Source organism: Mycoplasmopsis agassizii (genome assembly GCF_002272945.1).
In the GTDB taxonomy this organism is placed as follows: domain Bacteria; phylum Bacillota_I; class Bacilli_A; order Mycoplasmatales; family Metamycoplasmataceae; genus Mycoplasmopsis_B; species Mycoplasmopsis_B agassizii.
Window position 1 is genome coordinate 117,264 of record NZ_NQMN01000001.1, and the last position, 24,252, is coordinate 141,515.

At 27.7% G+C, this 24,252-nt stretch carries 19 protein-coding genes; 12 read left to right on the top strand and 7 right to left on the bottom strand.

The window, feature by feature from the left end; all coding sequences use genetic code 4:
* The first annotated feature begins 32 nt into the window (after nucleotides 1–32).
* Nucleotides 33–2,222: a S8 family serine peptidase gene (locus CJF60_RS00465; RefSeq protein WP_084232096.1), complete on the top strand. Its 2,190-nt coding sequence runs from the start codon at nucleotides 33–35 to the stop codon at nucleotides 2,220–2,222.
* Nucleotides 2,209–3,474: a hypothetical protein gene (locus CJF60_RS00470; RefSeq protein WP_084232097.1), complete on the top strand. Its 1,266-nt coding sequence runs from the start codon at nucleotides 2,209–2,211 to the stop codon at nucleotides 3,472–3,474. Before CJF60_RS00465 ends, CJF60_RS00470 begins: the two co-directional genes overlap by 14 nt.
* An 87-nt stretch (nucleotides 3,475–3,561) precedes the next feature.
* Here the strand turns inward: CJF60_RS00470 and CJF60_RS00475 are convergent, their stop codons facing one another.
* On the bottom strand, nucleotides 3,562–4,455 hold the full coding sequence (locus CJF60_RS00475) for an ROK family protein (protein WP_084232098.1): 894 nt from the start codon (nucleotides 4,453–4,455) through the stop codon (nucleotides 3,562–3,564).
* Between the two features lie 91 nt (nucleotides 4,456–4,546).
* Between CJF60_RS00475 and CJF60_RS00480 the strand changes: the two genes are divergently transcribed.
* From CJF60_RS00480 to CJF60_RS00505, 6 genes are all read left to right on the top strand, one after another.
* Nucleotides 4,547–5,272 carry a hypothetical protein gene (locus CJF60_RS00480; RefSeq protein WP_084232099.1) on the top strand — a complete coding sequence of 242 codons (726 nt, stop codon included), beginning with the start codon at nucleotides 4,547–4,549 and terminating at the stop codon, nucleotides 5,270–5,272.
* 163 nt (nucleotides 5,273–5,435) lie between these two features.
* Nucleotides 5,436–7,064 carry a CTP synthase gene (locus tag CJF60_RS00485; RefSeq protein WP_084232100.1) on the top strand — a complete coding sequence of 543 codons (1,629 nt, stop codon included), beginning with the start codon at nucleotides 5,436–5,438 and terminating at the stop codon, nucleotides 7,062–7,064.
* Nucleotides 7,065–7,066: 2 nt separating this feature from the next.
* Nucleotides 7,067–9,733, top strand: a complete 2,667-nt coding sequence (ileS, locus tag CJF60_RS00490) for an isoleucine--tRNA ligase (RefSeq protein WP_084232101.1) — start codon at nucleotides 7,067–7,069, stop codon at nucleotides 9,731–9,733.
* Nucleotides 9,734–9,737: 4 nt separating this feature from the next.
* Nucleotides 9,738–10,442, top strand: a complete 705-nt coding sequence (locus tag CJF60_RS00495) for a signal peptidase II (protein WP_084232102.1) — start codon at nucleotides 9,738–9,740, stop codon at nucleotides 10,440–10,442.
* A 415-nt stretch (nucleotides 10,443–10,857) separates the two neighbouring features.
* On the top strand, nucleotides 10,858–11,076 hold the full coding sequence (locus tag CJF60_RS00500) for a heavy-metal-associated domain-containing protein (RefSeq protein ID WP_084232103.1): 219 nt from the start codon (nucleotides 10,858–10,860) through the stop codon (nucleotides 11,074–11,076).
* Between the two features lies 1 nt (nucleotide 11,077).
* Nucleotides 11,078–13,237, top strand: a complete 2,160-nt coding sequence (locus CJF60_RS00505) for a heavy metal translocating P-type ATPase (RefSeq protein WP_084232104.1) — start codon at nucleotides 11,078–11,080, stop codon at nucleotides 13,235–13,237.
* 83 nt (nucleotides 13,238–13,320) lie between these two features.
* Here the strand turns inward: CJF60_RS00505 and CJF60_RS00510 are convergent, their stop codons facing one another.
* Nucleotides 13,321–14,157 carry a hypothetical protein gene (locus tag CJF60_RS00510; RefSeq protein ID WP_084232105.1) on the bottom strand — a complete coding sequence of 279 codons (837 nt, stop codon included), beginning with the start codon at nucleotides 14,155–14,157 and terminating at the stop codon, nucleotides 13,321–13,323.
* 758 nt (nucleotides 14,158–14,915) lie between these two features.
* Between CJF60_RS00510 and CJF60_RS00515 the strand changes: the two genes are divergently transcribed.
* Nucleotides 14,916–15,137, top strand: coding sequence for a PH domain-containing protein (locus CJF60_RS00515; protein WP_084232106.1), 222 nt, complete (start codon nucleotides 14,916–14,918; stop codon nucleotides 15,135–15,137).
* A 407-nt stretch (nucleotides 15,138–15,544) separates the two neighbouring features.
* On the opposite strand, the gene CJF60_RS00520 is transcribed toward CJF60_RS00515, so the two are convergent.
* Nucleotides 15,545–16,120 (bottom strand): hypothetical protein, encoded by a 576-nt coding sequence (locus tag CJF60_RS00520; protein WP_084232107.1) that lies wholly within the window; start codon nucleotides 16,118–16,120, stop codon nucleotides 15,545–15,547.
* 437 nt (nucleotides 16,121–16,557) lie between these two features.
* Between CJF60_RS00520 and CJF60_RS00525 the strand changes: the two genes are divergently transcribed.
* Both CJF60_RS00525 and CJF60_RS00530 read left to right on the top strand, forming a co-directional pair.
* Entirely contained in the window at nucleotides 16,558–17,868 is a 1,311-nt protein-coding gene (locus CJF60_RS00525) for a hypothetical protein (RefSeq protein WP_084232108.1), read from the top strand.
* A 25-nt stretch (nucleotides 17,869–17,893) separates the two neighbouring features.
* Nucleotides 17,894–18,334, top strand: a complete 441-nt coding sequence (locus CJF60_RS00530; protein ID WP_143823388.1) for a hypothetical protein — start codon at nucleotides 17,894–17,896, stop codon at nucleotides 18,332–18,334.
* Between the two features lie 89 nt (nucleotides 18,335–18,423).
* Here the strand turns inward: CJF60_RS00530 and CJF60_RS00535 are convergent, their stop codons facing one another.
* From CJF60_RS00535 to rpsL, 4 genes are all read right to left on the bottom strand, one after another.
* A complete protein-coding gene (locus tag CJF60_RS00535; RefSeq protein ID WP_084232110.1) occupies nucleotides 18,424–19,590 on the bottom strand; it encodes a restriction endonuclease subunit S in 1,167 nt (388 codons plus the stop codon).
* A 179-nt stretch (nucleotides 19,591–19,769) separates the two neighbouring features.
* A complete protein-coding gene (gene fusA / locus CJF60_RS00540; protein ID WP_084232111.1) occupies nucleotides 19,770–21,848 on the bottom strand; it encodes an elongation factor G in 2,079 nt (692 codons plus the stop codon).
* A gap of 2 nt (nucleotides 21,849–21,850) precedes the next feature.
* The gene (gene rpsG / locus CJF60_RS00545) at nucleotides 21,851–22,321 is read right to left on the bottom strand and encodes a 30S ribosomal protein S7 (RefSeq protein WP_084232112.1); all 471 of its coding nucleotides are present in this window, start codon (nucleotides 22,319–22,321) and stop codon (nucleotides 21,851–21,853) included.
* 32 nt (nucleotides 22,322–22,353) lie between these two features.
* Nucleotides 22,354–22,773 (bottom strand): 30S ribosomal protein S12, encoded by a 420-nt coding sequence (gene rpsL / locus CJF60_RS00550; protein ID WP_084232113.1) that lies wholly within the window; start codon nucleotides 22,771–22,773, stop codon nucleotides 22,354–22,356.
* A gap of 428 nt (nucleotides 22,774–23,201) precedes the next feature.
* Here rpsL and CJF60_RS00555 point away from each other — a divergent pair, with 428 nt between their 5' ends.
* Nucleotides 23,202–24,251, top strand: coding sequence for a hypothetical protein (locus CJF60_RS00555; protein WP_084232114.1), 1,050 nt, complete (start codon nucleotides 23,202–23,204; stop codon nucleotides 24,249–24,251).
* The last annotated feature ends 1 nt before the right edge of the window (nucleotide 24,252 follow it).

A 24,252-nucleotide genomic window follows, 5' to 3' on the forward strand; every position in this document is an offset into this window, starting at 1 on the left:
AAAAATTTAAATTGTCCTGAAAGTTGAAAAAAATGAGTAAAACTCTTTTAAATCTTATTAATTATGTTGCAACTACATCTATACCATTTCAGACAGTTGCACCAATATCTCAAAAAGAGAATCCAAATTATAATTCTGAAATACTTCAAAAAATTGAAAGGGTTGGGGATTATAAAGATAGTGAAAATTCAAACGTTGATAAACCAATAGAAGTATTGGTTAGAATAAAAGATAATGTCATCGTAAATAAGGATGATAATGGTTTTAATTTTGAAGAAATTGAAAAGAAATATAATCAGCAAAATGAACTTTTTGCAGACAAACTTTTAAATGAACTGGATGATTCTCCATTTTATTCAAGCAGTTCTATAAGTCCATTTATAACTTTTATATTTAAATCAAGAACTAACCTTGAAAAAAATTTGATAAAACTTACTATGAATTCAGAGACTGAAAAAATTGTTTCTTTTGACAGTCCAATTGAATTTGAAAGTAAACCAATGAGTTTCGAAAATATATATGAATCTACAAATAAAACAGTGAGTGAAATAAATAATGAAATATTTCAAACAGTAGGTCTTTTAAAACAAATAGAAAAAGAAAGAAATTCTGGAGATACTACTTCAAAAGAAGCTGGTAAAAAGTTAAAGGTAGGAATATTTGAAGCAGAAGCAACTGTTACTGATGACAACCCTAATTTTTCAAATAAAAATTTTCATTATTATAAAGAAAATCGTGATACGTATGCATACACTGTTTTATTAAGGTCTCGTGGAAAATTTGATCATGCTGACCATGTTGCATCAGTTTTCATTGGAAATAACGGTGTTGATAAATATATTAAAGATGTCTATACAACATTTGAAAAATACAGTTATACAAGAAGTAGAGGTATATATAAAGATGCGGCTTTTACAAGGTTTTTGTCTAAAATGGATTGAATGGTGAAAAGTGGTGTCGAGGTTATCAATAACAGCCGAAGTGATACTGAATTAAAAAAAATATCAGAGAATGAAATAGATGAGTATGGATATAATTTTTTGTCATATTACTTAGATTATATTGCTAGAAAATATGGGGTTATTAATGTTTTTTCTTCGGGCAACTCAGCTAATGATGCTTATGCTAAATCAATAAATTCATATTCATTATCTCAAAATTCAATCGTTGTTGGCTCAACAGACATAAAAGGTACAAAGAGAAGTGAGTATTCTGAATTTAAGTCTGCTGATTACAAAATTCTGACAAAACCACTTGTAGTAGCGCCTGGTGAAGATTACCCCTTTTCATCTATTGAAAGCGACAAAAATCCAAATCAAATAATAAGATCTGGTTCTGGAACAAGTTTTTCTGCACCACTAGTTTCAGGTATGATTACAACCCTTATAAGAAATAACCCAAAATTATCAAGAAAGCCTGAAGCTTTTTTAGCAATAACAACTGCAGGTGCAAATGAAATTAAAGGGTATGTAAATAATAAAGATAACGGTTTAAATGTTGAGGTTGGCGCAGGCTTAATTAATTACGAAAAAATGCAAAAAGCTGCAGATAATTTAAAATTTATGGAGTTATCTAGCGGCTCAAGTATGATTCTGCCGTGATTTGAATTAAAAAAAGGTAATCAAATAAATATCTCAACTGCTTGATTATATAACGCAGGTTTTCTTGAGCAAAAAGCTCATTTACCAAAAGAACCTAATTACCCTGATAGCAAAAAAACTTATTCAGATTTGACAATAATTAGTGGATTATCAATAGCATTTCCATTTCTTTTGCCATGACAAATTAAAAAATTTGTGGATCTTAAAAATGAAGCTGAACTTATTAAGAATCTTAAAAAAGCTTATTTAGAAGAACGTAATAAATATATTGATGACCATAATTTTGAGAGTAATATGAATGATATGTCAAGATCAGTTTATGTTCCATCGGAAACAGACTGAGAATCTATCGAAAAACTGAAAGAAAAATATTCATCTGGATGATACACACCAATTGATATTGATCTTGTTTTAGAAAAATATGTTTATGATTCAACTGAAGAAACAAATGTTTGAAAAACGGTTGCTTCATCCACTTCTTCAACAAGTAATGTAGAGTTTGTAAGATATAATGTCCCATCAGACGGGTATTATAGAATTAGAGTGTATAGACTTCAATCTGATAATAAAGAAAAAAATAAGGAAAAAGTGAAGGGTGCTGTAACTTATGTTATTAATTAAAACAAGAAAAAAAGTCTTAATTATTTTATCATTAGGATTAATAGTAACTCCTTCATTAATAGCGGTTGCCTGTAGTTCTAACATTACTGACGAGTTAGGTCAAAATGAAATAATGATAAACAAAAAAACAATTAAATATACTGCTCTTGATAAATATTCTTTTGATACTATTAAAAACTCAAATGATATTAAGTCTATTTTAATTAAACCGATATCAATAAATAGCTCGAAAAAATTGTCTAACTTTTTAAAAGAATGAAAAGACAAATTTTTAAATAACAAGTCATCAAAACCAGATTCTAATTTAGACTACTGGAGAAATTTAATTAATAATTTAATTAAGAGAATTGAAATCAAATACAGCAAAACATGGTTTAGTAAAAATACTTTAATTGTTGATTTTGGTGGTTATATTGGGGCAAAAATAATAAATGATAATTCACCAACAACACTAAAGAAAAATGTCATCGATAATTTAAAAAATATTTTTGTTAATAATAACACAATTGAAATTGTTTATGAACACAATTATCAAAAAGACTCCATCAATGATTGAAAAATTAAATATTATCCTGTTCTTTATGAAATTAATAATGATGAATTTAATTTAGAAAATAATGTTGAATATAAGGTTAAAAAAACAACTACAACAACTACACGTGCAGTTTGAAATTATGAAAGAAAATATAACGCAGGTTCATATCTTAACTTTTCAAATCATGGGCATTCTGATGAAGGAAAATCAGAATGAAAATATTCACTGGATTCTACTCAAAATAGAAAAAATAGACCAGTTATTAATGATCAATTTGCTGCAATTTTAGTAAAATCAAGCCGAGAATTAAAAAATATTTTAAATCCAAATTCTTTAAAAGATGAAGTTTCTGATAAAGTTATGAGTGAATTTAATGATGAATTTTTTAAAGAAAATATTTTAAGTTTAATTTCGATCATTGACTGAATTACTAATTTTGAAAGCGGCACTGAATACACAAGTGATTACAATGCAATAATTGAAAATAATGATTTCAATATAACTCTTTATAAAATAGGTCGTATTGATTTACCCTTCGTGCGAACAAATCCAAGAATTTTTACTAAAGGAAAAACTATTTGAGATAACATTCCTATTGAACCTCATGATTCTTATGATGCAACCTTATTTATTCCAATCAAAAAATCTGAATTTAGCGATTTTAGATTAGCTGAAACTAATTTAAATGTAGTGTTTTATAATCCTTATAGCGAATAAATGATAAACCTAAAATAATAAAAAAAACACCTTATAAATAAGGTGTAAATACTTATAAAATATTAAATTCAAAATTCAAAATTGAATTTAATATTTTTTTTCTAGTTTATCTTTTAATCAATAATTTAAACCAATAAGGGCCGAATCATCAGCAAATTTATCAATTAATAATTTTACATTTTCATATTGTTGAATTGTTGTCATTGATTTTGCCATTTCAAAAGCTGCTTCAACATATCATCAATTATAATGAGCAACTGATCCACCAACAATAAAATAATTAGGATTAATAAAAGCCATAGCAATTGCAAAAGTAGAAGCTAAAGTTTCAATTCCTTTATCAATTAACTTTTTACTTTCTGAATTGCTTTTATATGATTCAAAAATTTCTTTTGTAGATAAATTTAAACCTTGTTTTTGAGCTTGTTTTTCAATTCATGATCCTGAAACATAATATTCTAAAGAACCAGGACCTAAATCAGTATTGGTTTTATCAAAAGCAGTTGGTGCTTTAGCAACTTCTTGAGCATAACGATTTGCCCCTAAAAAGATTTTATTATTAATAATTAAACCAGCACCTAAACCAGTTGAAATAGTAAAAAATTGAGTAACATCTTTTTCATTTAAATCATATGCTTTATGATTTCCAAAAGCCATTACATTTGCATCATTTTCAAAAAAGATGTCAATCAGTTTTGTATTTTTTAATAAATGTTCTTTGACATTAAAGTTTAACCATGTACCTCTTAAATTAGGTGTATCAAGCGAAATACCTTTTTCAAAATCACTTGGTCCTGGCATACAAACTGCAGCATATTTTGCATCTAAAAGATTTGCTATTTTAATCACTTCATCTAAGGTTTTAATAGCATCATTTTTTTCGGTTGCAAAAATTCAATGTTGCTCCACAACATTGTTTTTAATTGTTGCAACTCTAGTTTTTGTACCACCAATGTCAACTACGATTAATTGTTCAGTCATAAATTACCTCTTTGATTAAATTAAATATTTTAAAAATTATATATTAATTTAAAATATGATTGGTTAATAAAATAAAAGATAGGTGAGAAAATTGTTCGAAATATTTAAAAAACTTATTAATAATAAAAACTATGAAAAAAATCAAACTGATTTAAATAAAGAAATTAGTCTTGAAAATTGAAAAATCAATTTTCAAGATGGTGAAATTGAAAGTATCTTTTTTAATAATGAAAAAGTTTTTTCTAATATAAAACTGCTTGCTACTTTAGATCCTAAAGTTGCTGCACATTACACTTTAGAATATATGCAAGATTATTTTTTCATGAGTGAAATTTTAAAAATCAATGATTATCAAATTAGATGAAGTAAAAATATTTGTGAAGTCGATTTTAAATTTAAAAAAGAAGAAACTAATAATTTAATTATTGCTAAATTAAAATTTGAAGTTATTAAGAATAAATTAAGATTATCAATTAATATGAATTGTAGTTTTACGCAATTTTTAGTTGTTCATCCAATTATTGAAATTGAAGAAAATATTAAAGAAATAAAACTAGATCAAGCGTTTTTTACAAAAGAAAATTTTGCAAGAATTAATTATGATTTTTCTTCAGATGTTTCTAAAGCTGAGTTTTTAAAAGATGATGAGCAAACAGTTTTAGTTGAAAGTTCTTTTGCGAATTTTACTTATTTAAATAATCATTTAATTATGAAACCATTATTAACTGGTTCTGCAAAAGAATTTAAAAGACATTGACAATGCAAAGCAAATGCAATCAATGAAAATATTTTAATGATAGAATTAAAAAATAAATAATATCTATTTTTGAATGAATATGCCCTAAAAAGGGCTTTTTTCGTAAATAAATTAGTTAGAAAAAAAGTCAATAATTCTTTAATAACTGCTAACAATATTTTTAAATTTAAATATATAATATTAATTTATATTTTAAATTTGATCAATTAGAAAATGAGGAGCAATGGATAAAAAAACACGTTATATTTTTGTTACAGGTGGAGTAATTTCTGGGCTAGGTAAGGGAATTTCTGCTGCAAGTATTGGTAATATTTTAAAGGCTAGAGGTTTTTCAATTTTTGTTTTAAAACTAGACCCTTATTTAAATATCGATCCAGGAGTAATGTCACCTTATGAACATGGTGAAGTTTACGTTACTAAAGATGGAGGTGAAACTGACCTTGATTTAGGTCACTATGAACGCTTCATAGATGTTGAACTAACTAAAGATAGTAACTGAACAAGTGGTCGTATTTATAAGCGCTTATTTGAAAAAGAACGTAACGGTGATTACAAAGGTAAAACCGTGCAGGTGATTCCCCACTTAACTGATGAAATTACAAAAATCATTCACGAAACAGCCGATAAATATCAACCTGATTTTATGATTATTGAAGTAGGTGGAACAATCGGTGATATTGAAAGCGATCCTTTTATTGAAGCAATTTCAAAAATGAAATTTAATCATTATGAAGATGTTTTTCTAGCAATGGTAACTTACATTCCATACCTATCTTCTTCAAATGAATTTAAATCTAAACCTACCCAAGTTTCACTATTAAATTTACGTTCACGTAATTTAAGTCCCAACCTAGTTTTACTAAGAAATGAAAGATTAGTGCCACACGATATCATGCTAAAAATTGCAAGCAAAACTAATTTACATCTAGACGAAATTATTGCAATTCCTGATTTAGAAAACATTTATTTTGCACCCCAATATTTTGAAAGAACTCGTGTTGCAGATGTAATTTTAAAGTACTTTAAAATTGAACCTATTAAAGCAGATTTTAGTGAATGAGAAAATTTAATTGATTTAATTAAAGCTAAAAAAACTCATCAAATTCATTTAGTTATGATCGGTAAATATGTTGAATTTCATGATGCTTATAAATCAATTATTGAAGCCTTAAAAATTGCTTCATATCATACTGATGTGGAACTAAAATTAACATGAAAAGACTCTAGTCGTATCAATGATGATAACAAGCGATTACTAAAAGCTTTTTATGATGGAGTCGTAATTTTACCAGGTTTTGGTAGACGCGGTTTTGAAGGAAAAGTGACAACTGCACTTTATACTAGAGAAATTAAAATGCCTACTTTAGGAATTTGTTTAGGGATGCAAGCAATGTCAGTTGCACAAGCTAGATTAAAAGGTTATAAGAATGCAACTAGTGCCGAATTTGCAACTCGTGGTGCTGATGAAGTTTTTGTTTTAAATATTTTAGAAGGTAAAGACAAAGAAAAAAATCTAGGTGGTACTTTAAGATTAGGTAATTACGATGTTAAATTACTTGAAGGATCACTTGCTCATAAGGCTTATGAAAAAGATTTAATTACTGAAAGACATCGCCATCGTTACGAAATTACTGAAGAATTTAAAGAAATCTTACAAGATGATGAATTTGTTTTTAGTGGTATAAATCCTGAAACAAATTTAGCAGAAATTGCTGAAGTAAAAAATCATCCTTTCTATTTAGGAACTCAATATCATCCTGAATTTACCAATCGTCCTTTAAAAGGACATTCCTTATTTATGGAATTTTTAAAAGCAATTATTAGAGAAAAAGAGAAAGAAGAAAATAATTAAATATGTCAAAAGATTATAAAGAAACGCTTAATATTCCTGACACGCAATTTTCAATGCGTGCTAATTTAAGTGCTAAAGAAGCCGATTTTAGGGCTAAATGGTTAGAAACTAAATTATATAAAAAGGTCTTAGAAAAAAATAAATCTAAAAAACCTTACATCTTACATGATGGTCCTCCTTATGCAAATGGAGATTTACATATAGGTCATGCTTTAAATAAAATTTTAAAAGATTTTATTGTCCGTTATAAAAACATGTCAGGTTTTTATTCTCCTTATATTCCTGGATGAGATATGCATGGTTTACCAATTGAACATAAAATGCTAACTGAAATGAATATTAAACATACTGAAATTGATGTTGTAAGTTTAAGAAAAAAAGCAGCAGCTTATGCTGAAGGACAATTACTAAATCAAAAAGAGCAATTTCAAAAATTACAACTGCTTAGTGATTTTGAAGAAGTTTATAAAACTTTAGATCCTAAATTTGAAGCACAACAACTTAGACTTTTTAAAAAGATGTATTTAAAAAATCTAGTTTACAAAGGATTAAAACCGGTTTATTGATCACCTTCATCTTTATCTGCTTTAGCAGATGCTGAAGTTGAATATGCTGAAAAAAGATCACCTTCTATTTATGTTGCTTTTGAACTAGATAGTGAAAATGAATTATTAAATAAGGGAGACTATTTAGTAATTTGAACAACTACTCCTTGAACTTTAGTTGCTAATGCAGGTGTTGCTTTTAATAGTGAAGTTGATTATGTAAAGTTAACTTATGATAATAAAAACTATGTTGTGGCATCTGTTTTAGTTGACGAAATTTTAAAAATTTTTAAGTGAGAAAATGTCGAAATTTCTGCTCCATTTAAGGGTACTAAATTAAAAGGTTTAACTTATAAACATCCTTTAAATGAAGAGATTAAAACTAAGGTTGTTGCAGGTCATCATGTTGAAACTACAACAGGAACTGGACTAGTTCACATGGCTCCATTTTTTGGAGAAGATGACTTCATCATTGGTAAAGAAAATAAATTAGTTGAGATCATGCACGTTGCTGATGATGGTACTTTTAATGAATATGCAAACGAATTTAAAGGTCTATTTTATGAAGATGCAAATAAAGTAATTTCGCAAAAACTGAAAGACAAAAACCAACTACTTTATTTTGAAATTATTAAACATCAATACCCACATGATTGAAGAACACATAAACCAATTATTTATCGTGGAACACCACAATGATTTGTTGATATTGAAAAAATCAAACAAGGTATTTTAGGTGTTTTAGAATTTGTAAAAGGTTATCCTTATTGAGTTGTTAAAAGACTTAGTGAAATGATTGCAAAACGTGGACCTTGAACAATTTCGAGACAACGTTCTTGAGGTGTACCAATTATTATTTTTTATGATCAAAACGATAACGTAGTTAACAATGAAGAAATTTTTGACTATGTCATTGACTTAGTTGAAAAACACGGTTCAGATATTTGATATGAAAAAACAACTGATGAATTACTACCTGAAAAATATCGTAATTTAGGTTACAAACGAGAAAAATCAATCATGGATGTTTGATTTGATTCAGGTTCAACAAGTATTGGTGTAGATGTTGATGGTAAAGTTGAACATGAAGGACAAGAACCTTTTGATTTATATCTAGAAGGTACTGACCAATTCAGAGGTTGATTTAATTCATCAATAATTAATTCATATATTTGAAGAAAAGCAGCGCCTTACAAGTTTTTACTATCTCACGGTTTTGTACTTGATGGTAAAAATCAGAAAATGTCAAAATCAAAAGGTAATGTCATTACTCCTGAAGAAGTAACTTCAACTTTAGGAGCAGATATTTTAAGACTATGAGTTTCATCGGTTGAATACTCTTCAGATGTAAGTATTTCAATGAACTTACTAAAACAAGTTTCAGAATCATATCGTAAAATCAGAAACACAATTCGCTTCATGCTAGCTAATTTAGAAGATTATGAACATGATCCTAAAATTGAACTAACAGGGATTAACTTATTAATTGATGAACGTTTAAAAGGGCTTAAAAATAAAGTAATTCACGCTTATGAAGAATTTTCTTTTGTCAATATTTCAAAACAAGTTAATAACTTCTTAGTTGATTTATCTTCATATTATTTAAGTTATGCAAAAGATATTTTGTACGCTGATAAAGCTAATTCAAAAACTAGGAGAGAAATTCAATACAACTTATTTAATATCTTAGACACAGTTTTAATTGCAATTGCTCCGATATTACCTACAACTGCTGAAGAAGCTTATAGCTTCTTTAAAAAAGAAAATAAAAAAGAAAGCATTCATCTCGAAGATTTTTTCAAAGAAGTTGAAATTACAACTAACTATGAAGAACAATGAGCAGAATTTTTTGCTTTAAAAGATAAAGTCTTTAAAGAAATCGAACTGGCAATTGAAGATAAAAAAATCAAACGTTCAAACGAAGCCTTTATCACAATTGAAACACCTTCAAAATGAATTCAAGAACTCAACTTAGATCAATTGTTTTTAGTTGCTCAAGTTACCTTCGCTGATTCATTTAAATTAGAAGTAAAAGAGTCTTATAAATGTCCTCGCTGCTGAAATCATCATTTAAATAAAAATAATGAAAATTTATGCAAGCGTTGTGCAGATGTATTAAAATAGTTTAATGTTTAATTTTAAAAAATGAGCAGCAAACTTTTCAGGTGGTGGTAAAGCCATTTGAAAACGTTTTCTGCAATGAAATAAAAATCATGTTAAAGAACACTGAAAACAAATTCTTATTTCATACGCAGTTGTCTTTTTATTCTTCGCAATCTTTTTAATGATTGACTTAGTAACAAAAGGATTACTATTTGAATTTGGTTCAAATTCAGCAAATGGTCGTTATCGAGGTAGTTGAGAAGCTGGTGAAGCGCAAGCCATAAACTATTCATGAATAGGGATTAGGTCAGTCTTTAATTATAGTGTTACAATTGCAGGTTCTGCTGAGATCAATGTCGATGCTATTCAGGCACTGAGTTTGATCGCTATCATTATCTTTACAACGGTAGTTTATTTTTATCCAGCACTAAAATGATGACATTATTTTAGATTATTATTTTTAGGAGTTTTAACTGCTGGAATTTTAGGAAATGCAGTTGATCGCTTTGTTTGAGGTGCTGTAAGGGACATGGTGTTTGTACCAGGTTATGAAGCTCGTGGTACATTTAACTTTGCCGATAGTTTTATTATTGCAGGGGTTGCCACAGTCTTACTTTACACAATTCTTTCAATTATTTTTGATCGCAAAGATTCTTCAAAAACTAAAGAAGATCAAGACCGCAGTGACTATTTCAAAAGTCAAATAACTTCTGGTTCTGCTGATGAGTAATAAATTAAATGCGAGATTTTAGTCTCGCATTTTTTTGTTATTTAGCAATTCTAGTAAATTAAAAAGAGCCCAAAATCTCTTTTTTTCTGAACGCATGCGAACATGTCAGCCCGTTCCAAACTTGAGAATACAGCAGTTAGCACAACTGAAATAGTTCTTATCTCTGATCCTATATTATTTAGCAACTTCTATCACGGCAACGGGGCAATACTGGTGCGATAATTTTAACACTAATGTGGAGGTTTAACTTGCAATATTATTTATATAACTTACAAAAACAATTATATAGTAGATTTAATCTATTTTTATAAATTCAGTATGCTAAAAGCAAAAAGCTACTTTTTGCATTAATTATTAATTAAAAAACAAAGTTTTATTTTTTAATCTGTTAATATAAAAAAAGTAAAGGAAATATATGCAACTATTAAAACTAACAATTGAAGAACTACACTGCAGTTCTTGTGTGGCAACAATCGATCAACTTTTTAAAGACTTAGAGAATCAAAAAGTTCTAAAAGTCACTTCAATCATTGCCAATAAAAGCGTCAAAATTAATTTTGACGAAACTAAAATTTCTAAAGCAGAAATTTTAGATATGCTAGATCAAGCTGGTCTAGAATATAACGAGTTATAAAATGCAAAAAGCAATTAGTAAAAAAATTGTTTTCAAGAAAAAGATTAAAAAAATTATTAGAGCATATTACAAAGTGATTAACAAAAAATATGAATTTATTTTCGCTTGAGTAATTGCTCTTTCTTTATTAGCCTTATTTATTTTAATGATCATTGCTAAAGTGCAATATAACGATACTAATGATATGACTTTAATGATGAAAGTTGAACATCCTGCCTTATTAGTTTATATGGCAATTACTTCATTTTGAATTCAGTTTTGACTAGGTAGAAGTTATTATGTAAATTCTTATAATGAGATTTTTAAATGAAAAAATCTCGGAATGAATACTCTTATAGCAAGTAGCACTTTGATTGCCTGATTTTATTCATTTATTTTAATGATTTTAAAATTTGTTTATGCTGAACATAATATTCAAATTATGACTATGGAAGTTGCTTTTGAAGCAGGTGCTGTGATCATTATGATCTTATTAAGTGGTGATTTGATTTCTAATGTAATTAGAAAAAAATCTATTTCTGATTTAACTGCTTTAGAATCTTTGCGTGCTACTCAGGCTTATAAAATTATTAATAATCAACTAACTTTAGTTGATTTAGATGAAATTAAAGTTGGTGAAACAATTGTTGTTCCTAAAGGTGCACAAGTACCACTTGATGGAATCATTATTAAAGGTGAATCTTTATTTGAACAAGCTGTTTTAACAGGTGAATCTTTACCTGTTTTAAAAGCAGTTAATGATGTTGTAATTGCTGGTTCAATTAATTTAAATAATTTAATTGAAATTAAAGTAACTAAAAGTGCTGATGATTCTTATTTAAATAAAATTATTGAAAAAGTAGAAACTATTCAGTCTGAAAAATTACCAATTCAAAAGATGGCTGATAAGATCGCAAAATGATTTACACCACTAGTTTTTGTAATTGCAATTGCTGCCTTTTTAATCATCTACTTTTTAGGAGATGATTTATATAATCTTTATAATAATCAAGGGCTTAATGTTAATTATTTATTAGTTTGAAATCCTAATAATATTAATGCTGAAAGCATGCGTATTTCAATGTCAATTATGATGCTAATTTCAGTTTTAGTACTTGCTTGTCCTTGTGCTTTAGGACTGGCAATTCCTCTTGCTTTAGCAGTTGGTGCTTCTAAAGCTGCACGCCATGGAATTAGTATTAATAATATCGAATCATTCGAGAAAATGAGACTTATCAAAGCAATTGCGTTTGATAAAACAGGAACTTTAACAACTGGAAAACACCTAGTTAAGGAAGTCATCAATGAAGGAAAAGATGAATTGTTTTTATTATCTTTAGAAGTAAATTCACTCCATCCTTTAGCTAAATCAGTTGTTAATTATTTAAGTCAAAAAGAGCAAAATAAAAATCAAAATTTAATTAATTTTGATGAGATAAAAGAAGTCGCAAATCAAGGTTTATTTGCTACTTATCAAAATAATAATTATGATGCTATATCTTGAAAAACTGCTATTAATTTAAACTATCATTTTGATCAAAAGATGCTTGAAAAATATGAGCAAATAAAAGCAAATAATAGTGGTTCAGAAATTGTTTTTGCTATCAATAAAAAAGTAATTTCAATTTACTTTTTCGAAGATGAATTAAGAAAAGATGTTGAAGTAGCTTTAGTTTCTTTGAAGAAAAAAAATATTAAGATTTTTTTGATTACAGGTGATAATCAAAAAAATGCAGACCTATTAAATAAGCGGCTTAATTTTGATGGAGTGTTTGCAAATGTTACTCCTAATAATAAAGCAGAAATAATTTTTAAATTACAAAGTGAATATCAAAATGTTGCTTTTACAGGCGATGGTATAAATGATTTATTAGCGCTTGAAACTGCTAATTTTAAAATTGCTATGAACGAAGGAAGTGACGCTGCAAAAAGTATTGCTGATGTAATTTTAGTAAATCCTAATATTGAAAATGTTGCATTATCTATTAAGATAATTAGTCAAATTAGATTATTTGTAAAGATCAATTTTTCATGAGCATTTTTTTACAATTTAGTTTTTTTACCACTAGCAATTTTTGGTTTTGTTAATCCAATTGTTGGTTCCTTATTAATGGCTTTAAGTTCCATTTCAGTTTTATTAAATTCATTAATTTATAAGTTGAAAAAAGTTTCAAAAAAATAATTTTAAATAAAATCAAGCCCAATTTCTTTTACCGAGAAATAGGGCTTTTTCGTTCAGTTTTAATATTATTAATTAGAGAAATTTTAAATTATTGTTTTAACATGTAAAACCATTAAAACAACTGCTAGAAGACATAATATAATACTCAAAATAGTTGTTACAATTGACAAATATTTATTTAAAAATTTTTCAATATCATAGTTAGAACTTTGCAAATAAAGTGTAATAACTCCTTCTTTAGATCTTGTATAAGCACTGTTTTTTAAATAAATTAAAGTGGTTCTAAAAAGATAGTTAATTCAAGAAAAATATGAAAAATGAAGACCTCTAAAAATAGTTAATAATATTTCAATTTTTCTGAAAGTTAAGTCATCAATTTCTATGTCTAAAAATTCAGTGTAATTTTTGGCACTAATCATTTGATTATAGATTTTTGAATTTCTATCAAACAATTTATATTTACCTGACATGTTAAAATATTGTCTTAAATAATTAGGTCTTAAAATTGTAAAAGGTATTGGTGATGAACTAAAAGCGTAAAAAATGACAAAAGTTGCTATTGGATAAAAAATTCTTACTGAAATTACAGATAAGGTTGGAAATTCAGTGACTAGACCATTCAACCAGTTCATAGTTGAAACGATAACCCAAGTTAAAATTACTACAATAAGCAAAATAAATGACAAGGTATATCTTGTTCATAAAAAACTTTTATCTGCTTTTAAAAGAGAAATAAATTTATTAAAATTTCTTTCCTTAGAAAGATACTTCTTTGTATTTAAATCAGACTTAAAGGAAGAAAAATTTCTGTATTTTGTTAATTGTAAATCCACATTAAATAAATCGGATATATGAGAATAAGGATCTCTATTACTTCTTGGTTTTCCAAAATAATTTATATCTCTAGTATGTTTGTTCATTTTTGTTTCTCTACTAATAATTTTATAGTAAATAAAAACTTAGTAAAAAAACAATGCAAATAAAAAATTAGTGTCAATTTATAAATCAATAGTGGAAAATTATGTTGTTTATAAAATGAATGTTAAAACACTAACAAAATCTAGAATTTGACATATACCACCTAAATAAATATATTATCTACTTTGTGGTAAAATATTTAATTATTCATAAAGATATGTAAAAAAGGTTTTTTTCATATGTTAAATATCAAATATGAAAAAAATTAAAAAAAGTCAAGTATTTTTTGCATTAATAGTACTATTTTAGGTGTCGATTATTAAACATCTTGTAAATGATACATGTAAAGGTTTTTATAGCAATATTAAGAGCTATAAAAATTTATAATCGACATATTTGAGAAATAAAGAAGGTATAAAAATTATGTTATTAACATATACTTCACATTCATCTCCAAGAGATGAATTTAATTGAGATCACAGAATACCTTTTGTAAAGAAAGGTTGAAGAGATTAATAAAAAGTATTTATTATTCACATCTGTTCCTTTAAGTATAGGAATAATTGCTGTTGCAGTTTCTTGTTCTGTTGACACAACTCCTTATACTAAAGAACCTGCAAAAACTGAAGAACAAAAAGCATTTGAAAAATCATTAGGTGTTAAACGTGAAACTTTACTTCAACTAGCAGTTGATTTTAACACAGAGTATTACTCACCTAAAAATGATTATTCAACAAAAAACAAGGATTGGCTTGAAAAAATGAAAGTTGATTCAACAAAAGCCTATAATGAGTTGAAAGAATTACTTGTAAAAAACAAGCATCTTTATAAAGATTCTGAGAATAATATTAAAAAATTAGAAACAGTTCTTAACTCATTAAACAAAATTATTGGTCCTGATGATGCTTCTTATCTTGAACAATTTAAAGCATTTCATGAATCTTATTATGCGTGAGCTCAAGACACAATTGAATTTGTTTAGTTTTGAAAACTCATAAAATAAATTTTAAAAAATACACTAGTGCAAATTAAAAATTGCATTTAGTGTATTTTTTTAATTTAACATATTTTTAGTTATAAATTATTTAGATGATTGATTCAGGCTTATTTATATTTCAATGTTTGCAATTAATTAGAGTTATTTAACTTTATCAAATTACATAATTATTGTCTTGAATTTAAAATTTAACATACTTCGTTTTTTCTTTTAAATAAATTTAATCTAGAAGATCATTATGGTTTTTGTATTAATACTTACTTAGGTTTTTCAAAATATAATTCAAGACTACATTTCTTTGTGAATTTGTTTTTATAAATTTCAGTTGTAACTACATTATCATTACATAAAAAAAGAGCAAACACTAAAGTTTGCTCTTAAATTTGTAACTATTATTTTTTGTCTTTTTTAAGCAATTCTAAAATTGCTTCAAGCTTTTCATTTGTGTCTTTGTTTTGCTTTTCAACTTTTTCAAATCTTTCATTCATTTCAGCACGGAGCTGTTCATTTGCTTCTTTATTTTGTTTTTCAGCTTTTTCAAATCTTTCATTCATTTCAGCACGAAGTTGTTCATTATCTGTCTTATTTTCAGCACGAAGTTGTTCATTATCTGCCTTATTTTCAGCACGAATTTTCTCAAATCCTTCCTTCATTTCAACTCGAATTTGAGCATTTTCAGTTTTAAATTCAGCCCGTAATATTCCTATAGCATCTTTAATTTGCTCTATTGTTCATTTTTGTCACCATTGCAATTCTTGACCACCACCGCCAGGACCTGGTGGTGGGTCAATTATAGGTAAAAACTGCTTTGGTGTGCCTTCAGCGCTATATTCAAAAAGTATTTTACCATCTTGATCAACTTGAGTTACTTTGTGTTTAATTTCCTGTAAGTCATAACCTTTATCTAATTGATCTATAGTCTTGCCACAATTACTTTTTATAAACTTTTTAGCTTTTTCTTTTTTCATATTAATTTAATTATAACTAAAGAAATCTCATCTTGATTATTTTTTCATCTTTTTCACATTGAAATTAAAAAATAGTTCTTGGTAATTAAACTAACTTGTAAGTTTTATAAAATAAATATGTTAACTAAAAACCAAATTATGATGACTATTAATTTTTGTAATTGTCTTTAAGATCTTATTTAATAAATTTGTAATTTAAGTTTTAAAGTTAAATTTTATTCTGGTTAAATTACTTATTTTTAAGGTTTTTCTTACCTATTTATTGGCTTAAAAATTAATTAAAATAAAAATAAATAAAACAAGTATTTATTGCATAAGTAGTATGCTTAAAACGTCGATTACTCCACTATGTTCACATAATGAAAGTATAAAAAATATTTACAATTACAAGTTGTAAATAGTCTTTAATAATCTGCTTAAAGATAAAAAGGAATATAATGAAAAAATTTTCATTACTTAAAAAGAAGTTATTAACTTATACTTCTATCACTGTTTCACTAGTTGCAATTGCAACTATTACAGCATCAACAATAAGTTATAAAACAAACGATTCACAATCGTTTGATTTAACTAAGAAATTTTCAAAACAAGAAATAAAACACTTAGGTGAAATTTCTAAAGATAATAAAGATATCTTAAACTGAATTTCAAAAGTCGATTTTAATAAAAAAACTTTCGACTTAATAAAAGAAGAATTATTTAAAATTAATTCAATAACTGAAGAACAAAAAATATTTATGTATCAAAATTTGCTAACTAATTATTCAACCTACAAACTATCTATAAAACTTGACACTAAAACTAAAGTTACTAGTACAGAATCTAGAATTTCTAGAGCATATGAATCGCCTTATGGTGGAATAGTTTATCCATTTATAGAATACCCTAGTACAAATGAAGAAAAATTATACTTTGAAGATTCAAATGGTGAGAAAGTTCACGAAAGTGGAAAATCATCAGATAATTGAGAAATTTATGATTATGCCTTCGCTGATGATGTTTCATATCTATTTTTAACTAATCAAGAAGTATTAACTGATTATTTGAAATCACTAGATGAAGCAAAAGTTGCGAAGATCCAATCTGATCTTAACGAAATAAAAACATTTACATCTAACGTTAATTTATTAATGTTAAGAATGAATTATTCATCTGCTGTTTCAAGTCAATTGCTAGTGATGAAAAGTTCTTTATCTGATCTTTCATCAAAAATTAATGAGGTTCTGAATGAAGATCAATATCTAAAAGCAATAGGCTTTAATAGAAATAAATTGACAGAGTTTTTACAATATGTAAATCAAGTCAATTATGCAACTAATAGCTATTTACAAAATGAAAATCAAAATGATTCTCTTACTAATGTTACAAATTCTATTAATACATTTCAAAAATATGTGGATCCATTTGAACTTGCTCTTCGTGCGATGGTAACTGTTTCAGACCAGATATTACTACACATACCAACACCCAATGGCTACACTGCATTTGAAAATATAAATGACCATGGGCTTAATGATTTTAAAAAACAAATAAAAGATAATTATTCTACCATGATGTGAATTGAAAAAGAATGATCTGATAATTTTCAACACGGTATTGTTTGAAAAGTAACCGATGGTTGATTTACCTTCCCTGATTTATTTATTGCTACTCAAGAAGAGCCTTATAAATATAAATTGCTTTCACCTAATGATGAGTTTAATTGAGGTCATCCGATTCCCTTAACTATAAAAGGTGATTCAGATTAATAAAAAAAGCTTACTTTTTAGCTTATTGCCTTTAACAGTTAGTGTTGTTGCAATTGCAATAGCTTGCACTCCTGAAAAAGTGCATGGTATAGGAAGAGAATTATCACCTACAGAAAAGTCGTTTCAAGATAGTTTTTATATTAAAAGCAATAACTTACTTAAATTGGTAGTTGCCTTTAGAGAAGAACTTAATATACCGAAAAATAATTATGCAACAACTAATAAAGAATGACTTGATAAAATGAAACAAGATTATATAATTTCATATAATGAACTGAGGGATCTCTTGGTAAATAATAAAGACCTTTACCAAAATCCTGAAAGTAAAATTAATTTACTTGAAAAAATTTTTATTGCCATAAATAATGTTGTTGGTTCTGATGATGCTTCATATATTAAACAATTTAAAGAAGTTGATAAAACATTTAATAATTGAATGGCTAAAAAAATGCCATTTATAAACTAATTAAGATAAAGATTTAAAAATACACTAGAGCAACTTAAAAAATGCTTTCAGTGTATTTTTTATTTTAATAAAATAGTTCAATAAGTAAATTATTGAACTATAACTTGTTGATTTAATAATAAAGGTAAAAGATAGTTTTTTGTTTCATTAAGTTTTTTAACTTTATGTTCAATTGATAATCATAAATCAAAAAGATTTTGATTTCTATCTAGAAATAACTTAATTCCTTTTTCTGATGGTATGTGGAGTTTGATCTCAATAAGACTTCCTAAAGTTATTATTTTTTGAACAGATCCAATTGCTTGTCTTGCTGTTTGTATTTTTACGTATGGTTGTTGCAATGATAAATATAAAGCAGCAAAATTTAACTTCTGATTATCTGGTTTAATTGTATAAACTGATTGGCTAAAGCCAAAATTATTTTGATAATTATTAACCATGTATGTTCTACCAATTGGAATAACTCTAGTAAATAAAATATCATGATCTTCGATATTGGCTTTTTTATTAATGATTTCTAAATCATCGTGGTCAATTAAAGACGCATCAAAATTTATTTCATGAGTTTTAATATTTTTTATTGTTATATAGGGAATTGAAGCACCTTCTTTATTCAATACAAAATTTCCAGGAGCATCAACTCCATAGCCAATTTTCTTAGTTACATCTTTAAGTTTTAAGATTCTAGAATCATGATCTTGTTTTAAAATATATTCATAATCTAGTTGCATCTTCTTAAAGATAGTCTTTTTTAATTTATTAGATGTTTCTATTTGTAAATCAATTGCTCCTAGAACTGAAACTATTTTTTCTTGGATATTTAAAGGTGGGATGGGGATGAGGAGATCAGTTAAACTATCTTGATTTATTCCTGGTGTTGTTGTGCCATTTCTTAAACTTATTATTCTAGGCTGCTTCAACTTTAATATGTAAAATAGATATTTATTTAATACCTTATTATTTGTTGATTCTACTGTGTAACAATGACCTGTACATCAAAAAGTGGTACTTATTCAAGATACATGACCAGCTTGACCATCTTTAGCGATAACAATTCCAGGTGCTGAGTTGTGGTCATTGTAATAACCTGTGGGCTTGACACCACCACCCATAACTGGGAATTCAAAAAAGTTGTTCATTTTATCTTTTGTCAACTCCTTGCCTTGTTTAATTAATGCAACATCACCTAATTTCATTCATGTGAAATTATTTTCAAGTATTTTTTCATCAGTTATTTTGCTAGTTTTATTATTCATTTTCGACCTTTTTAAATTAACTATTTTAATTTAATTTGCACCTTTAATTATTACATAAGAGAGGTCAATTAGAGAAAATATCTTAGCTAGATTCTTCTTCATAATTAATAACTTAAAACAAAAGAAGCAAATAAAAAAACTATGCTCGTAAAAGCATAGTTTAATGATTTTGTGTTTAATTAAGATTTAACATTTCTTGCTTTGATGATTTCATCAGCAATATTTTTAGGTGCTTTTTCATAATGGTGGAAACTCATTTGATAAGTACCACGACCACTAGTCATAGAACGAAGATCAGTTGCATAACCAAACATTTCACTTAAAGGTGCATGTGCTCTAATAATACTTGCACCATCGCTTCTTGTTTCATTATGTTGAATTTGACCACGTCTTCTTGATAAATCACCCATGACATCACCAAAATTAACTTCAGGAACAACTACAGAAACATCCATAATAGGTTCTAGTAAAGTAGTTCCTACTTTATCTTTAGCATTAGTTAATGCCATTGATGCAGCAATTTTATAAGCCATTTCTGATGAATCGACTTCATGGTAAGATCCATCAAATAAAGTAGCTTTAATATCAATCATTGGATAGCCCGCTAGAATACCTGCTGCCATTTTTTCTTCAAGACCTTTTTGAATTGTTTTAATATATTCTTTAGGAATTTTTCCACCAACGATTTTATCAACGAATTCAAAACCTTTGTCATGGTTAGGTTCAAATTTAATTCAAACATGACCATATTGACCTTTACCACCAGATTGCTTGATGTATTTACCTTCGATTTCACCTTCTTTAGTAATAGTTTCACGGTATGAAACTTGAGGTGCTCCAACTTTAGCTTGTACGCCAAATTCACGTTTTAAACGATCAACAATAATATCTAGGTGTAATTCACCCATTCCTGAAATAATTGTTTGCCCTGTTTCACGGTCTGTGTAAGTTCTAAAAGTAGGATCTTCATTAGCTAGGCGTTGTAGTCCAATTGAAAGTTTTTCTGTTGCAGCTTTTGATTCAGGCTCTAAGGCTTGAGAAATAACCGGTTCAGGGAAATTCATTTTCTCTAAAACTAGTTCAGGTGATTTTTCAGCCACGATTGTGTCACCTGTTGTTGTGTTTTTCAGACCCACAAACGCAGCGATATCACCTGCATAAATTGCATCGATTTCTTCACGGTTATTAGCATGCATTTGTAGTAAACGACCAACACGTTCTTTTTTATCTTTTGTTGTATTAACAACATAAGAGCCTTTTTCTAAAACACCACCATATGCTCTAACGAAAGTTAAAGAACCAACAAATGGGTCGTTAACAATTTTAAAAGCTAATCCTGCAAAAGGTACATCATCAGAAGATTGTACGATCACTTCTTTTTCACCAAGGTGTCCTTTAATAGCGGGTACATCAACTGGTGAAGGTAGATAATCAACGACTGCATCTAATAAAGTTTTAATTCCCTTATTTTTAAAAGCAGTTCCACATAAAGCAGGATAAAATGAAGCAGTTAAAGTTGCTTTACGAATTGCTGCTTTTAGTTTATCAACAGGAATTTCTTTTTCTTCTAGTGCTAGTTCAAAAATTTCATCATCATAAGAAGCAACTGCATCGATTAAACGAACTCTTCAGCGTTTTGCTCTTTCTAATAATTCAGCAGGAATTTCTACTTCTTTAGAAATTTCTTCAGGGTTACCATCGAAAGTATAAGCTTTCATGGTCACTAGGTCAACAAAACCTTCAAATTCAGATTCTTTACCAATATTTAACTGAATTGGTACAGCATTTCCTCTTAGAATTTTGTGAACTGATTCAACTGCTTTAGCAAATGAAGCACCTGCTTTATCCATTTTATTAACAAAAACTAAACGAGGTACTTTGTAATTAGTTGCTTGTCTTCAAACGGTTTCAGTTTGAGGTTCAACTCCTGATTGTGCATCTAAAACAGCGACTGCACCATCTAAAACACGTAGTGAACGTTCAACTTCGACTGTAAAGTCAACGTGTCCTGGAGTGTCAATGATATTAATACGTTTATCTTTTCAAAAAGCAGTTGTAGCTGCTGAAGTAATAGTGATTCCACGTTCTTTTTCTTGTTCCATGAAATCCATTTGGCTTCCACCATCATGAGTTTCACCTAGTTTATGGATTTTACCTGTATGTAATAGAATACGTTCAGTAGTAGTTGTTTTACCAGCATCAATATGGGCCATAATCCCGATATTGCGGTAATCTTTTAGTTGATATTTTCTTGCCATAATTATCATCTAAAGTGAGCAAATGCTCTATTGGCTTCGGCCATTTTGTGAGTATCTTCTTGTTTTTTAACTGCTCCACCTGTTTTATTTGAAGCATCGATAATTTCATTTGCTAAACGTAAATCCATAGTTTTTTCATTTCTTAGTCTTGCATAATGAACTAATCATCTTAAACTAAGAGCCGCTTTACGGCGTTTTGAAACTTCCATAGGAACTTGATAGTTAGTTCCCCCAATACGGCGAGTTCTGATCTCGATTTGAGGAGTAATATTATGCAATGCAAGTTGAAAAACTTCCATTGGATCTTTTTGAGTTTTTTCTTTGACAATGTCAAAGGCTTTATATAGAATTGCTTGCGCAATTGACTTTTTACCATCAAGCATGATGGTGTTAACTAATTTAGTAATCACAACTTGGTTAAAAACTGGATCTGCTAAAACTGTTCTTTGAGGCGCTTTTGCTTTACGTGCCATCTTCTATTCCTTTCTTAAATTAAATAGGTTGATTAATTATCAGACTTAGGAGATTTAGCTCCATAGCGTGATCTTGATTGTTTACGTTTTGCTACACCTGATGTATCTTGTGTACCACGAACGATTGTATAACGCATACCAGGTAAATCTTTAACACGACCACCACGAATCAGTACAACACTGTGTTCTTGTAAGTTGTGTCCTTCACCAGGGATATAAGCATTTACTTCCATCCCGTTTGATAATTTAACACGAGCATATTTACGTAACGCTGAGTTAGGTTTTTTAGGTGTCATAGTCGAAACACGAGTACATACACCACGTTTAAATGGAGAAGCAATTTTTTTATATTTTTTCTCCAATGAGTTAAAACTTTGGCTAAGAGCAGGAGCATTTTGTTTTTTAATTTTAGGCTTACGTGCTTGCTTAATCAATTGGTTAACTGTTGCCATTTATTTCCTTTCAGATTAAATCTTAATTTTTTAAAATTGCTTTCTAAACCTTTTTTACTAAGGGTAGAAAACTTGTTTCATTATACAACAACTTGTCTTAGTGTATCAAAAATATTTTAGGTTTTTTGATTAAGGATTTTAATGTAATTTTTAGACAAAAAAATGGCTAAAATATGAAAATTTTTAAAAAATATTTACTCTAAAAATTGGAAGAAATTGCGAGCAAATTACTTATTAAATTATACCACTTTTATATTTAATTAAGTTGTTATCACAAATCATTTGCTTAATTGAGCAACTATTTTTACATTATTTTAAAATGTAGCAAACTATTTGAAAATCAGTTTTTTCAAAACTGAATTTGCTTAGTTTAAAACAAATTAAGAAGGGAATATTTAGATATTTAAATAATATCTAAATTGCAAAATATGAAAAAGAAATTATTACTTTCATTAACATCAATCACAGCAGTTACTGCAGTTGCTGCTTTAGTTTCTTGCAGTCAAACTCCACCATATGATGGTGGATATTCATGTGATTGTGAAAGACCTAGAAGACCTTATGATCGTTATGCTGGTTGAATTAAGAAGGGTGCAGCTATTTATGAAAAAACAACTCTTTATAATCAACCCTACATTAAGTTAACTACTGTTGGTTACAATGACTATACTTTTAGTGATGGTTATTGAACTTATAAGGATAACAAAAAAAGTGTTTATAAAGAATTAGATAAGTTAAAAAAACTTTGAAGTGAACAAGGAAACAGGTTTTATTCAGAATGAGCAGAAAACTATTTTTTAGAGTATAAATCTAGAAGTTTATTCACTGCGAATTTTACTAAAAAGAATCAGTGAAAGTACGATGCGAAAATTCATAAATGAGGAAGTAAATTTGAAAAAGGCTATGTTGATTCTCTATTCAAAAACTTTAATGCACAAAAAAGCTTGCCAACAAATTTAAAAACAATAAGCCTAGTTAAAAATCAAGATGAATTAAAAAAGGCACTTAGACTAACTGATGAAGATCAAGTTAAATATAAAGAGTATTTTGAGAGAGTTCATAACGAAAATAAATTATCTAATTTTGATTATAAAAAGTATATGCCATGATCTGCAACTTTCAATTATGAAGAAATTAATAAAAAGTTAGATTTTGAAAAATATGATTATCTTTTTTTAAAAGATTTTTTAGATTTAAGATGAGAACGTATTGAGCAAAATCGCGAAGGTAAGGGTGTTCCCGAAATGGAAACAGGTGTTGAAATAGCTGACATAAAAATAAATCCTGATAAAAAGAGAATTGAAATAGGTCTACACATCGATAATTTTGAGGAACAATATGATGGTGATTCACATGGTAGCTATCTTGATTCGGAACAAATGAGTAAAGGCGATCGTTTAACATCTTTTTTAGTACCAGTTGAAAAAGGTAAAATTCAAAATTTTGATCTAAATGATTACAAGATCAAAATGCTTTAAG